We start from the raw sequence: 12357 nt of genomic DNA on the forward strand, positions 1-12357 counted from the left end.
CGCCGCGCCCCGCGCGCGCCGGCTAGCGTCGCACCATCCTTCCTTTACGCGCGTGTGATGAATGGCGATCCGCTTACTGGTCCTGCTTGCGGCGCTGGCCATGCCGGTGGTGGCCTGGTTCGCCCAGGGCGGCGCCTTCGGCCCGGACAACGGCGAGATCTCCGACCGCTACCCCACCCTGCTGGTGGCGGCTGGCTACGCCTTCTCGATCTGGAGCCTGGTGTTCCTGCTGGACCTGGTGCACGCGGTGCGCCAGTTGCAGCCGCGCTGGCGCGACGACCGCCTGCTCGGACGGATCGCCCCCGCCACCGCCGCCGGCCTGGGCCTGACCACGCTGTGGATGCCGCTGTTCTCGCAGGGCATGTTCGGGACCTGCCTGGCGATCATCTTCGCGGCACTGGCCTGCCTGGCCTGGGTCGCGGTGCAGCTTTCGGACGCCGGACCGCATGGAGGGCCGCATTTCTGGTCCTGGCTGGGACTGTCGCTGCATGCCGGCTGGCTGTCGCTGGCGGCCTTCCTCAACGTCGCCCAATCCGCGCTTGCCTTCGGCTGGACCCACGAGCAGGCGCAACTGGTGCCGTCGCTGCTGCTGCTCGCCGCCGCCTCCTCGCTGCTGCTGTGGCTCAACGCGCGCATGCACGGCACCCTCGCCTATGCCGCCGCCGCACTGTGGGGACTGGTGGCGATGTGGGTGCGCCAGTCCGGTTCCCCGCTGCCCGGCTCCAGCGTCACCGCCGGCAGCGCGCTGGCCGTGGCGACGCTGCTGGTGGTGCAGACCGCCTGGCTGCGCATGCGCGCGCGGCGCCTGGCCGCGGCCGGCCCCGTCGGCTCACCCGGCTCAGGCGCAGTCCAGCGGATCCCGCGCCACCCCGACGCACTGGTCGAAACCACCGGGCAGGCCGCTGACCTGGCGGCGGGCGCCGACGCCAAGATCGAAGCTCTCCAGCTCGCGGCGGTCGCATTGCTGCTGCAGCGGCGTGCCGGCCACCGCCCTGCAGATCTCCTCGTACAGGCGGTAATGGCAGCTTCCACTGCGGCTGGACAGGCAATGGAACGTCGCCAGCCCGTCGGCCAGGGTGGTCTTGCTGAGCAGCACCTCCACGCCGTTCTCGCTGGCGCGGACGATGCGGGTGTGGCTGCTGGGTCCGTCGCCGCCAAGCAGCGACAGCAGGCAGGAAAGCAGTGCGGTCAGCAGTTGCATGGGGACACTCCGTCGTCTCTTGAGGGGATTGGCGCGGCTACATGCCGCGGAACAGGGCCATGAACGGCGCGCTCACCGGCAAGGTCTCGCTGCGGCTGCGCAGGCGCAGCACGCCCTTGCCGCTGTCGTCACGCACCACCGACTGCACCGCCGCCAGGTTGACGATGGTCGAGCGGTGGATCTGGCGGAAGCGTTGGGGGTCCAGCGCGCCCAGCAGCTCCTTGAGCGAGGTGCGCAGCAGCGATTCGCCCTCGGCGGTGACCACCACCGTGTACTTGCTGTCGGCGCGGAAATAGGCCACGTCGTCGAGCATGATCAGCTTCGTCTCGCGCCCGTTGCTGGCGGTGATCCACGCCAGTGGCGGTGGTGCCGATGGCGCCGGCGGGCGCCGGGCCAGGTGCTGCAGCAGCGCGTCGAGCGTGGCCTGGTCGGGACCGCCGCCGGCCGCGCGCGCCTGCAGCCGCTGCACCGTGGCCTGCAGGCGCTCGCGCGCCACCGGCTTGAGCAGGTAGTCGACCGCGCCCTTCTCGAAGGCCTCGATCGCGTACTGGTCGTACGCGGTGACGAACACCACCTGGGTGCGCGGGCTGGACTGGGCCATCGCCGCCGCCACCTGGATGCCGGTCAGGCCGGGCATGCGGATGTCGAGGAAGGCCACGTCCGGCTGGTGGGTGGCGATGGCCTCCAGCGCACCGGCGCCGTCCTCGCACTCGGCCACCACGCGCAGCTCGGGCCAGGCTTCGCCCAGCTGCAGCACCAGGGAGGCGCGCAGCAGCTCCTCGTCCTCGGCGACGATGCACTCAGGCATGTCCATGTCCTCCGTCGGGGAAGCCGGCGGGCAGCGGCGGCGGCACCGCATCGGCCGGCGGCGTGGAGGCGGCCGGTGCCGGCACCGTGATGGTGGCGGCCACGCCGCTGGGGAAGTTGGAGACGATCGAGAACGAGGCCGCGTCGCCGTAGGTCAGGCGCAGGCGCTCGCGCAGGTTCTTCAGGCCGATGCCGGTACCGGCGCTGTCGGCGTTGCCGAAGCCGCAACCGTCGTCGGCCACGGTGATGTTGACCTGGTCGTCCAGCCGGCGCGCCATGATCCACACCGTGCCGCCGCCGGGCTTGGGTTCCAGGCCGTGCTTGATCGCGTTCTCCACCAGGGTCTGCAGCATCATCGAGGGCACAGCCGCGCCCTTCAGCGCGTCGGGCACCTCCACCTGCAGCGCCAGGCGCGCGCCCATGCGGATCCTGAGGATCTCCAGGTAGGCGCGGGTGCGCTCGAGCTCCTCGCCGAGGCTGGACAGGGTGTCGTGCTCGCGCGGCAGCGAGTGGCGCAGGTACTGGATCAGGTGGCCCAGCATCTGGTCGGCGCGCGGCGGGTCGGTGCGCGCGAGCACCTGGGCGTTGGCCAGGGTGTTGTAGAGGAAGTGCGGCTCGACCTGGGCCTGCAGCAGGTTCAGGCGGGCGACGGTGAGGGCATTGTCGGTGGCCTCGCGCTCGGCGCGGGCCTGCTCCTCGCGGCGTTGCGCGGCGACCTGGCGCGACAGCGCGCGCAGCACGCTCTCGGCGTTCTCGTAGTTGCTGCCCTCGTCCAGCGCGAACAGGTCCACCAAGTGCGCCGCGTCCGGCTCGCACAGCACGGTCACGCCGACGGTGCCGGTGCCGGGATGCACGGTGGCCAGCACGCGGTCGTGGGTGACGGCAAAACGCGCCAGCAGGTTCCAGCGCGAGGGCCGGGCGCCGCCGAACGGATCGGAACGGCGCACCCTCGCCCGCAGCTGCAGGCTGCCGCGCAGCGGCTCGATGTCCTCCACGCGCGGCAGCTGGCGCAGGGCGTCGGCGACGAGGTCGAAGGCCGCATCGGCCTCCATCGGCAGCTCGATCCGGCGCTGCTGGCGGTTGGCCAGCACGGCCGCGTCCAGCCGCCCGGCCAGCAGGCGCACCCGGCGGATATGGGTCGCCACGCCCAGTACGGCCAGGCCGAGGGCGCACATCGCCAGCAGCACGAACAGGCCGCCGATGCCGCCGAACAGCCCGCCCCAGACGGAGCCGGCGAGCAGGATCGCCACCAGCCAGGCGAACAGGATGCGCAATACCAGGAAGAAGCTGGAGGACACGGCGTCGGCTCGGGAAGGGACGCGGCCGAGGATAGCGGCCGCCCGCCGCGGCGGAAGCACCCGTGCGACGAAACCCCGGCTGGGCCGACGAAACCCGGGGGGCGTGGCCCGGTGGCGCCGCGCGGACCGGCCGGGTGGCCATGCACGCGTCGCTCAGGCCGAGGTGGCCTCCCGGATCCGCTCCCAGACGTGGGCGAAGACCTGGCCGGCCTCGTCCTCGCTCAGCAGGCTCAGGGCCACGCTTTCGCGGCGCAGGAACAGCTCCAGCCCCTCGCCCGGCTGCGCCCGCGGATGGTTGAGGTAGACGTCGTAGGCCGCACACAGCACCGGCCAGTAGCGGGCGAAGCTGCGCATGGCCCGCGCGCGCGGCAGCGACTGGTAGCGGTGTCGCCAGTGGTCGCGCTCGCGGTCGATGTCGATCATGACCGCCTGCCGCGCCGGCGGGGGTACTTCGGGCATTTTCGCGTTCCTGTTGCTGGCGCCTCCCCGTCGCCAGGGTTCCATCCCCTTGCCGGTGAGGTTTCCAGCGCCGCCGTCACCCGGCGGTGAAACCGCGCGCAGGAAATACCCGCGTGGTTGAACGTTTCAGCCGCCGCGCGCGGCCTGGCCCAGGGCCTGTCCCGCCGCATGCCCTGACGCCCAGGCCCACTGGAAGTTGTAGCCGCCCAGCCAGCCGGTCACGTCCAGCACCTCGCCGACGAAATGCAGGCCCGGCACCTTGCGCGATTCCATCGTGCTGGAGGACACCTCGCGGGTGTCGACTCCGCCAAGGGTGACCTCCGCGGTGCGGTAGCCCTCGGTGCCGCTTGCGACCAGCGGCCAGGCCGACAGCACCTCGGCCACCTTGCGCAGCTGCGGCACGTCGAGCTGGCGCATCGGCCGGTTCTGCAGCCACAGCTCGCACAGGCGCTGCGCGAACCGCCGCGGCAGCACCTCGGACAGCACCGTCTTCAGTTCCGCATCCGGGCGCGCCTTCTGCTGCGCGCGCAGCCACTCGGCCGCGTCGCGGCCGGGCAGCAGGTCCAGCAGCAGCTCGTCGCCGGGCTGCCAGTAGGAGGAGATCTGCAGGATCGCCGGACCGCTGACGCCACGGTGGGTGAACAGCATCGCCTCGCGGAAGCTGCGTCCGTTGCAGCGGGCCTCCACCTCCAGCGCCACGCCGGACAGGTCGGCCAGTCGTTCCTGGTGGCGGCCGGACAGGGTCAACGGCACCAGGCCGGCGCGGGTGGGCAGCACCTGGTGGCCGAAGCGCCGCGCCAGCTCGTAGCCGAAGCCGGTCGCGCCCATGCTCGGGATCGACAGGCCGCCGGTGGCCACCACCAGCGACGGCGCGGCGAAGCGGCCGTGGGTGGTGCGCAGCAGGAAGTCGCCGGCATCGGCCTGCTCCACCGCCTCGACCGTGCAGCTGGGGCGCAGCTCCACGCCGGCTTGGGCGCACTCGTCCAGCAGCATCTTCACGATCAGCTTGGAGGAGACGTCGCAGAACAGCTGGCCCGGGGCTTTCTCGTGGTACGCGATGCGATGCTTCTCGACCAGGTCGATGAAGTGCCACGGCGTGTAGCGCGCCAGCGCCGACTTGCAGAAGTGGGGGTTGGCGGAGATGTAGTTGGCGGGCGTGGTGCCGGTATTGGTGAAGTTGCAGCGACCGCCGCCGGACATGAGGATCTTCTTGCCCGGCTTGTTGGCATGCTCGACCACCAGCACGCGCAGGCCGCGCTGGCCGGCGGTGAGCGCGCACATCAGGCCGGCGGCGCCGGCGCCGATGACGATCGCGTCGTAGCGGGCGGGCGAGGCGGCCATCAGCCGCGCGCGGACTGCGCCGCCATCCGCGGCACCGGCTGCAGCACGGCCTCGGCGCCGCGCTCGTCGAGCACGCGCACCTCGCCGTCCTGGACCTGCACGTCCAGGCGCATGCCGCGCGCGTACATGGCCACCAGCGGCTCCAGCTGCGCGGCCGGCAGGTCGAGCACGGTGAGGTTGCGGTGGCGCGAAAGCGCGCCTTCGTTGCGCTCCCACCACAGGTCGGCGGCGCGACCGCCGTAGTTGAGCACCACCACCTGCGCGGCGCGGTTGCAGGCCTTGCGCACCCGCGACTCGTCCGGCTGGCCCAGCTCGATCCACAGCTCGACGTCGCCGGTGTAGTCGCGCAGCCACAGGTCCGGATCCTCGTCCGTGCTCAGGCCGCGGCCGAATTCCAGCCGCTCCTGCGCGTACAGGGCGAAGGCCAGCACCCGCACCATCAGCCGCTCCTCGGTCTCGGACGGATGCTGGGCGAGGGTCAGCGAATGGGCGGCGTAGTAGTGCCGATCCATGTCGCTGATCTGCAGGTCCACGCGGACCACGGTGGCCTTGAGCGCCATGGGGTATGTCTCCGTTGCTGCGACGGGGCTGTGCCGCGGGAGGCGCATGATACGCGCCCCGGGGTATCCTTCCCGCACCGCGCCGGCGGTTCCGGCACGCACGCAAAGCTTCCGACGATGACCGATACGCCTCCCGACCGCCTCGCCCTGGATCCACGCAGCCCGTACTACGACGCCGCCATGCTCGACCGTGGCGTGGGCGTGCGCTTCAACGGCCAGGAACGCGACAACGTCGAGGAATACTCAGTCAGCGAGGGCTGGATCCGGGTCCAGGTCGGCCGCTCGCGCGACCGCCGCGGCAACCCGATGACGATCAAGGTCAAGGGCGTGGTCGAGCCCTACTTCCTGCCGCAGGAATAAGCCGCACCACCGGACCGCCGCCTCAGCCGCGGCAGTCCTGCAGCTGCTGGCGCGCATGCCACAGCGCGCGCCGGCCCTGGTCCCAGGCGGCGTCGGCGGTCGAGGGCAGCTGGTGCCGGGCCCGTACCGGGTCGGCGCCCTTCGCCATCGCGTACTCCACCGACTGCAGCCGGGCCAGCGCCTCGCGCACCGGCTCCATCAGCTTCTCCATCCGTCCGCGCGGGCAGCGGCCATGCTCGCGTTCCAGCGCCGCGACCTGCTCGCGCAGGCTGCGGCTTGCGCGGCCATCCAGGCCCGGCGCCGGTTCCGAAGCGACCGGCGCGGCGCGCCAGGCATCGCCGGTGGCCTCGCTGCCGAGGTCGGAAGGACGCTCGTGGCGGGCCGGGTTGAAGGCCACCCCTGGCGGGCGACGCGCCTCGGCATGCTGGATGTCCTTGCCCATCAGGAGCTGGGCGATCCTGCGCTGGCCGCGGCCGATGGCCTGTGCGGCCACATCGGCGGCGTCGCCGTCGCTTACCCAGTCGTCCTCGAAGCGGGTCCCCCGGTAGTCGACCGGATTGGGCCGGTCCAGGCGCGCGGTGCCATCGTTGCCCGGCACGGGGGCGGCGGCGACCGTGCCCGGCGGGAGGACGACGCGGCCCTCGGCGTCGTACAGGGCCGGCCGCCCGCCGGCAGGCGCCTCCGGTGCCGCCGGGCGCGCAGCGACAGCCGGCCCCGTCGCGGCCGGATCCTCCCGGGCAGGCGGCAGCGCTGGTGCAGGCGCCGGCGGCGCTTCCGGCAGGGGGCCGCGCGGCACCAGGCGCAGCTGCAGGCGCTCCTCGACTCCGGCCGGGCTTCCCGGCGGCGGCATCCAGAGCAACGCCCGGGCCGCCAGCGCCAGCAGCATGGCGGTCAGCACCGCGGATACGACATGGGGCAGGAACTGCCTGGCGGAGGATTCGCGCAAGCGGGGGACCGGGGGAAACGGGACTCCACCTGACCATCGATGGCGGCCCGGGGTTCCCGGGTGCCGCCTGCCCGGACAGCCGCCGGTCGGCCTTCCCTCCGGCGTGATCACGCACCGACACCGGCTATGCGAGCATCGCGCGCATCTCCCCACCGCCAGCGCGCATGACGCCCTTCCAGCCCCTCCTGGTCCCCGGCACGGAGTTCCTGCGCGATGGCGGCTACATGGCCCGGAGGCTGGTGGAGCACGACTGGACCGGGCACCCGCTGGGCCCGCCGGAGCGCTGGCCGACCGAGCTGAAGACCTCGTTGTCGATGATGCTCGGCTCGCGCTTCGCGATGTGCCTGGGCTGGGGACCGGACCTGCTGCTGTTCTACAACGACGCGTACATCCCGGTACTGGGCGCCAAGGAGCCGACCGCGCTGGGGCGGCCCATCCGCGAGGTCTGGCACGAGCTGTGGGATGCGGTCCGCGAACTGGCGGAGACGGCCATGTCGGGCACCGCGACCTGGGTGGAAGACATGCACCTGCGCATGGAGCGCAGCGGCGTCCCCGAGGATACGTGGTGGACCTTCACCTACAGCCCGGTGCGCCAGGCCGACGGCAAGGTCGTGGCGATGCACTGCATCACCCACGAGACCACCCGGCGGGTGCTGACCGAGCGCCGCCTGGCCGACGAGCGCGCGCGCCTGGCGCGGATGTTCGACCAGGCGCCGGCGTTCATGGCCATGCTGCGCGGGCCCGAGCACCGCTTCGAGTTCGCCAACTCCGCGTACCTGCGGCTGGTCGGGCGCGGCGACATCATCGGCAAGCGCGTGGCCGAGGCCCTGCCCGAGGTCGCGCAGCAGGGCTGGATCCCCGTGCTCGACCAGGTCTACGCGAGCGGACGGCCACACGTGGAGCAGAACGCGCGCTTCGTGGTCGAGCCCGTCGGTGGCACGCCGCAGACCCATTACCTGGACTTCGTGTCCCAGCCGTTCATCGACCAGGACGGCCGCATCGGCGGGCTCTTCGTCGTCGGCATGGACAACACCGAGCGCACCCGCACCGAGCGCGCGCTGCGCCAGCGCGAGGCGGAACTGGAACAGCTAAACCGGGACCTGGAACGGCGGGTGGCCGAGCAGGCGCAGGAGCGCTCGCTCAACTGGCAGGTCACTCCGGACATGCTCGGCGTGATGAACCACGAGGGCATGCTCGAGCGCAGCAACCCGGCCTGGGAGCGGGTGCTGGGGTGGACGAGCGAGGAACTGATGCGCCAACCCCTGCGCACGCTGCTGCACCCGGACGACCGCGAGGCCGCGTCCGCCGCGCGCGCGCGGCTGCATGCCGGCGAACCGCTGCTCGGCTTCGAGGCCCGGTTCCGGGCCAGGGACGGCAGCTATCGCACGCTGTCGTGGGTGGCCACGCCACAGGGCGGCAAGTTCTACTGCAGCGCACGCGACGTCACCGCGCACCGCAGCGCGGTGGCGGCGCTGGCCGAGTCCCAGGCACAGCTGCGCAACCTGTTCGAGACCAGCTTCCAGCTGCAGGGCATGTGCGCGCTGGACGGTACCCTGCTGGATGCCAACCAGACCTCGCTGGCGATGATCGAGGCCCGACGCGAGGACGTGGTCGGCAGGCCGTTCTGGGACACGCCGTGGTTCACCGACACCCCGGGCATACCGGAGAGGGTCCGCGACGCCGTCCTGCGCGCCGCCGCGGGCGAACTGGTGCACGACGAGTTCGAACTGGACCTGCCGGTCGGCCGCCGCGTGCTGGAACTGTCGCTGCGTCCGTTCCGTGGCGCCGACGGGAACATCACCGGCGTGGTCCAGGAGGCGATCGACATCACCCAGCGCCGCACCGCCGAGGAGGCGCTGCGCCAGTCGCAGAAGCTGGAAGCCATGGGCCAGCTCACCGGCGGCGTCGCCCACGATTTCAACAACCTGCTGGCACCGATCATGGCGGCCCTGGACCTGGCCGCGGACCCGGCCGCCGATCCCGGACGCCGCGCACGCACCATCGCCGTGGCCCAGCAGTCGGCCGAACGCGCGGCGCTACTGGTCCAGCGCCTGCTGGCGTTCGCGCGCAAGCAGCCGCTGCAGACCGTGGACGTGGACGTGCGCGCGCTGCTGGAGGGCATCGGCGGGCTGATGCGCTCCAGCTTCGACCCGCGCATCCGGGTCGTGGTCGACGCCGCCGCGGACACGCCGGCGGCCTGCGGCGACCGCAACCAGCTGGAGATGGCCCTGCTCAACCTCGGGGTGAACGCGCGCGACGCCATGCCCGAAGGCGGCACCCTCATCCTGGCGTCGCGCGGCGCCGAGGTGGCGGGCGGGCTGGCCAGCAGCCCGCTGCGTCCCGGGCGCTACGCGGTGATCACCGTGTCCGACACCGGCACCGGCATGGATGCGGCGACCTGCGCCCGTGCGATCGAGCCGTTCTTCTCCACCAAGGGCATCGGCAAGGGAACGGGCCTGGGACTGTCCATGGCGCACGGCCTGGCGCTGCAGCTGGGCGGCTGCCTTCACATCGACAGCGCACCCGGTGCGGGCACCATTATCGAGCTCTGGCTGCCGGCCGCCGGCAAGCCCTGATTCCGTAACCGGAGAGTCCCGTGGCAAGCGTTTCCCCGTCGCCCCAGCCCCATGTCGCCCTGGTCGTGGACGACGAACCGGGCGTGCGCATGTGCACCGCCGACGTCCTGCTGGACATGGGCTACGAGGTGGTCGAAGCCGGTTCGGCCGAGGAGGCGCTGGCCGAACTGGACCGCGGCCTGCAACCCAGCCTGCTGGTGACCGACCACCTGATGCCGGGCATGTCCGGCGCCGATCTGGCGCGCGAGGTGATCGCGCGCGATCCGCAGACCGCGGTGATCGTGGTCTCCGGCTACACCAACGTGGAGCTGGATCCGGCGCTGGTGCGCCTGTCCAAGCCTTTCCGGCTCAACGACCTGCGCGAGTGTGTGGTCGCCGCGACGAGCCGGGGTTCGTGATTCGTGATTCGGGATTCGGGATTCGGGATTCGGGATTCGTGATTCGGGATTCGGGATTCGGGATTCGGGATTGGTGACGGTCCCGTTGTTGGGCGATTCGCTTTCACGGCGGACGACCGGCTGGATCACTCGGGGACCCGCGCGTAGCCCGGATAAGGCCGAAGGCCGCATCCGGGGGAATTGGGCCCCAATCACGGATGCTCGTGCGCGCGACATCCTCGTTCCCGGGTGCGCTTCGCTTACCCGGGCTACGCAGGTGCACCGCGACTGGTGGCGCCTGCAGAACCCGAACCCCTCGCTCCTCGATCCCCCAACGGGAGAGGGGAATCGAGGGGGTAGCCCGGATAAGGCCGAAGGCCGCATCCGGGGAGTGGGCGCCAATCACGGATGCTCGTGCGCGCGACATCCTCGTTCCCGGGTGCGCTTCGCTTACCCGGGCTACGCAGGTACACCGCGACCGGCGGCGCCTGCAGAACCCGAACCCCTCACTCCTCGATCCCCCAACGGGAGAGGGGAATCGAGGGGGTAGCCCGGATAAGGCCGAAGGCCGCATCCGGGGAGTGGGCGCCAATCACGGATGCTCGTGCGCGCGACATCCTCGTTCCCGGGTGCGCTTCGCTTACCCGGGCTACGCAGGTACACCGCGACCGGTGGCGCCTGCAGAACCCGAACCTCGCCCCTCGATCCCCCAACGGGAGAGTGGAATCGGGGGGCGTAGCCCGGATAAGGCCGAAGGCCGCATCCGGGGAATGGGCGCCAATCACGGATACTCGTGCGCGCGACATCCTCGTTCCCGGGTGCGCTTCGCTTACCCGGGCTACGCAGCTACACCACGACCGGTGGCGCCTGCAGAACCCGAACCCCTCACTCCTCGATCCCCCCAACGGGAGAGGGGAATCGAGGGGGTAGCCCGGATAAGGCCGAAGGCCGCATCCGGGGAAATGGGCGCCACCACGGATGCGCGTGCGCGCGACATCCTCGTCCCCGGATTCGATCGCACACAGGCGTGCCTCTCCTCCTAAGGGAAAGGAGAGTGCACGCAACCGGGGTTGGGAGCCCAGACGAAAGCGGCCGGCGCAAGGCCGGCCGCAGTGGCTTGAAGCAGTGAAGGCTCAGCCCGCCAGATCGACCACGTCGAACCCGGCGACCGGATCGACCTCGGCGTCGTAGTCCACGTCGTCGCGCTCGAAGCCGAACAGCTTCAGGAAGTCGTGCTTGTAGCTGGCGTAGTCGGTGACCTGGAACAGGTTCTCGGTGGTCACGGTCGGCCACAGGTCGCGGCAGGCCTGCTGCACGTCGTCGCGCAGCTCGCGGTCGTCCAGGCGCAGGCGGTTGGACTCGTCGGCCGGCGGTGGGTTGTCGCTGTACAGGTGTTCGCGGAAGGTGCGCTCGAGCTGCTCGATCGGGCCCTCGTGCAGGCCCTTCTCCTTCATGATGCGGTAGACGATGGCGATGTACAGCGGCATCACCGGGATCGCCGCGCTGGCCTGGGTCACCACCGACTTGAGCACGGCCACGTTGGCCGAGCCGCCGGTCGGCCGGAGCTTCGCGTCGATCGCGTGCGCGGCGCGGTCCAGGTCTTCCTTGGCCTTGCCCAGGGCGCCATGCCAGTAGATCGGCCAGGTGATCTCGGTGCCGATGTAGCTGAAGGCCACGGTCTTGGCGTCGGGCGCCAGCACGCCGGCCTTGGACAGCGCGTCGATCCACAGCTCCCAGTCCTCGCCACCCATCACCCGGATGGTGTCGGCGATTTCCTGCTCGGTGGCCGGCTCGACCGTGGCCTCGATCACCTGGTCGCGGTTGGTGTCGACCGCGGTGGCCTTGTAGGCCTGGCCGATCGGCTTGAGCGCCGAGCGCTTGAGCTCGCCGGTATCCGGCAGGCGGCGCACCGGCGAGGCCAGCGAGTACACGACCAGGTCGACCGGGCCGCCCATCTCGCCGATCAGCTCGATGGCCTTGGCACGGACCTCGTCGGAGAAGGCGTCGCCGTTGATCGAACGGCTCCACAGCCCCGCGGCCTTGGCCTGGCGGTCGAACTCGGCGGAGTTGTACCAGCCCGGGTTGCCCGGCTTCTTCTCGGTGCCCGGCTTCTCGAAGAACACGCCCAGGGTGGCGGCGCCGTAGCCGAAGGCGGCGGTGATGCGGGCGGCCAGGCCGTAGCCGGTGGAGGCGCCGATCACCAGCACCCGCTTCGGCCCGCCCTCGTGCCTGCCCTGGGACTGCACGTAGCGGATCTGGTCCTGCACGTTCTTCGCGCACCCTTCGGGGTGGGCGGTGGTGCAGATGAAGCCTCGGACTTTGGGATGGATGACCACGCGGACTCTCTCTGAAGCGGAAAGGGACGCGGGCGCGCGGGCGCCGCGGAAGCGCCACAGTCTAAGTGGTCCGGCCGGAAAACGACCCTCCCGGGG

Annotated in this window: 11 protein-coding genes; 4 read left to right on the forward strand and 7 right to left on the reverse strand. The window is 71.5% G+C overall.

The window, feature by feature from the left end:
- Positions 1–61: 61 nt before the first annotated feature.
- Positions 62–1264: a hypothetical protein gene (locus tag CSC68_RS16080; protein ID WP_343039880.1), complete on the forward strand. Its 1203-nt coding sequence runs from the start codon at positions 62–64 to the stop codon at positions 1262–1264.
- On the opposite strand, the gene CSC68_RS08875 is transcribed toward CSC68_RS16080, so the two are convergent.
- From CSC68_RS08875 to CSC68_RS08895, 5 genes are all read right to left on the reverse strand, one after another.
- Positions 1239–2009 carry a LytR/AlgR family response regulator transcription factor gene (locus tag CSC68_RS08875; RefSeq protein WP_162203203.1) on the reverse strand — a complete coding sequence of 257 codons (771 nt, stop codon included), beginning with the start codon at positions 2007–2009 and terminating at the stop codon, positions 1239–1241. The genes CSC68_RS16080 and CSC68_RS08875 overlap by 26 nt on opposite strands.
- Positions 2002–3306, reverse strand: a complete 1305-nt coding sequence (locus CSC68_RS08880) for a sensor histidine kinase (protein WP_162203204.1) — start codon at positions 3304–3306, stop codon at positions 2002–2004. Before CSC68_RS08880 ends, CSC68_RS08875 begins: the two co-directional genes overlap by 8 nt.
- Positions 3307–3459: 153 nt before the next feature.
- Positions 3460–3765, reverse strand: coding sequence for a hypothetical protein (locus tag CSC68_RS08885; RefSeq protein ID WP_162203205.1), 306 nt, complete (start codon positions 3763–3765; stop codon positions 3460–3462).
- A gap of 126 nt (positions 3766–3891) precedes the next feature.
- Positions 3892–5106 (reverse strand): BaiN/RdsA family NAD(P)/FAD-dependent oxidoreductase, encoded by a 1215-nt coding sequence (locus CSC68_RS08890; RefSeq protein WP_162203206.1) that lies wholly within the window; start codon positions 5104–5106, stop codon positions 3892–3894.
- Entirely contained in the window at positions 5106–5666 is a 561-nt protein-coding gene (locus tag CSC68_RS08895) for a YaeQ family protein (protein ID WP_162203207.1), read from the reverse strand. Before CSC68_RS08895 ends, CSC68_RS08890 begins: the two co-directional genes overlap by 1 nt.
- Positions 5667–5783: 117 nt before the next feature.
- Between CSC68_RS08895 and CSC68_RS08900 the strand changes: the two genes are divergently transcribed.
- Positions 5784–6026 (forward strand): DUF3297 family protein, encoded by a 243-nt coding sequence (locus CSC68_RS08900; protein ID WP_162203208.1) that lies wholly within the window; start codon positions 5784–5786, stop codon positions 6024–6026.
- Positions 6027–6048: 22 nt separating this feature from the next.
- Here CSC68_RS08900 and CSC68_RS08905 read toward each other — a convergent pair whose 3' ends face one another.
- Positions 6049–6972, reverse strand: a complete 924-nt coding sequence (locus tag CSC68_RS08905; protein ID WP_162203209.1) for a hypothetical protein — start codon at positions 6970–6972, stop codon at positions 6049–6051.
- Positions 6973–7136: 164 nt separating this feature from the next.
- Between CSC68_RS08905 and CSC68_RS08910 the strand changes: the two genes are divergently transcribed.
- Positions 7137–9548 carry a PAS domain-containing protein gene (locus CSC68_RS08910; protein WP_162203210.1) on the forward strand — a complete coding sequence of 804 codons (2412 nt, stop codon included), beginning with the start codon at positions 7137–7139 and terminating at the stop codon, positions 9546–9548.
- Positions 9549–9568: 20 nt separating this feature from the next.
- Positions 9569–9946 carry a response regulator gene (locus CSC68_RS08915; protein WP_162203211.1) on the forward strand — a complete coding sequence of 126 codons (378 nt, stop codon included), beginning with the start codon at positions 9569–9571 and terminating at the stop codon, positions 9944–9946.
- Between the two features lie 1112 nt (positions 9947–11058).
- Here CSC68_RS08915 and fabV read toward each other — a convergent pair.
- A complete protein-coding gene (gene fabV / locus CSC68_RS08920; protein WP_162203212.1) occupies positions 11059–12261 on the reverse strand; it encodes an enoyl-ACP reductase FabV in 1203 nt (400 codons plus the stop codon).
- Between the last annotated feature and the right edge of the window lie 96 nt (positions 12262–12357).

The organism is Pseudoxanthomonas suwonensis, assembly GCF_010093235.1.
Taxonomy (GTDB): Bacteria; Pseudomonadota; Gammaproteobacteria; order Xanthomonadales; family Xanthomonadaceae; genus Pseudoxanthomonas; species Pseudoxanthomonas suwonensis.

What these genes read in the sequence shown, in the direction of transcription:
- CSC68_RS08910 (WP_162203210.1), top strand. Translation starts at nt 7,137, where the DNA reads ATGACGCCCTTCCAGCCCCTCCTGGTCCCCGGCACGGAGTTCCTGCGC.
- CSC68_RS16080 (WP_343039880.1), top strand. Translation starts at nt 62, where the DNA reads ATGGCGATCCGCTTACTGGTCCTGCTTGCGGCGCTGGCCATGCCGGTG.
- CSC68_RS08885 (WP_162203205.1), bottom strand. Translation starts at nt 3,765, where the DNA reads ATGCCCGAAGTACCCCCGCCGGCGCGGCAGGCGGTCATGATCGACATC.
- CSC68_RS08890 (WP_162203206.1), bottom strand. Translation starts at nt 5,106, where the DNA reads ATGGCCGCCTCGCCCGCCCGCTACGACGCGATCGTCATCGGCGCCGGC.
- CSC68_RS08900 (WP_162203208.1), top strand. Translation starts at nt 5,784, where the DNA reads ATGACCGATACGCCTCCCGACCGCCTCGCCCTGGATCCACGCAGCCCG.
- CSC68_RS08875 (WP_162203203.1), bottom strand. Translation starts at nt 2,009, where the DNA reads ATGCCTGAGTGCATCGTCGCCGAGGACGAGGAGCTGCTGCGCGCCTCC.
- CSC68_RS08895 (WP_162203207.1), bottom strand. Translation starts at nt 5,666, where the DNA reads ATGGCGCTCAAGGCCACCGTGGTCCGCGTGGACCTGCAGATCAGCGAC.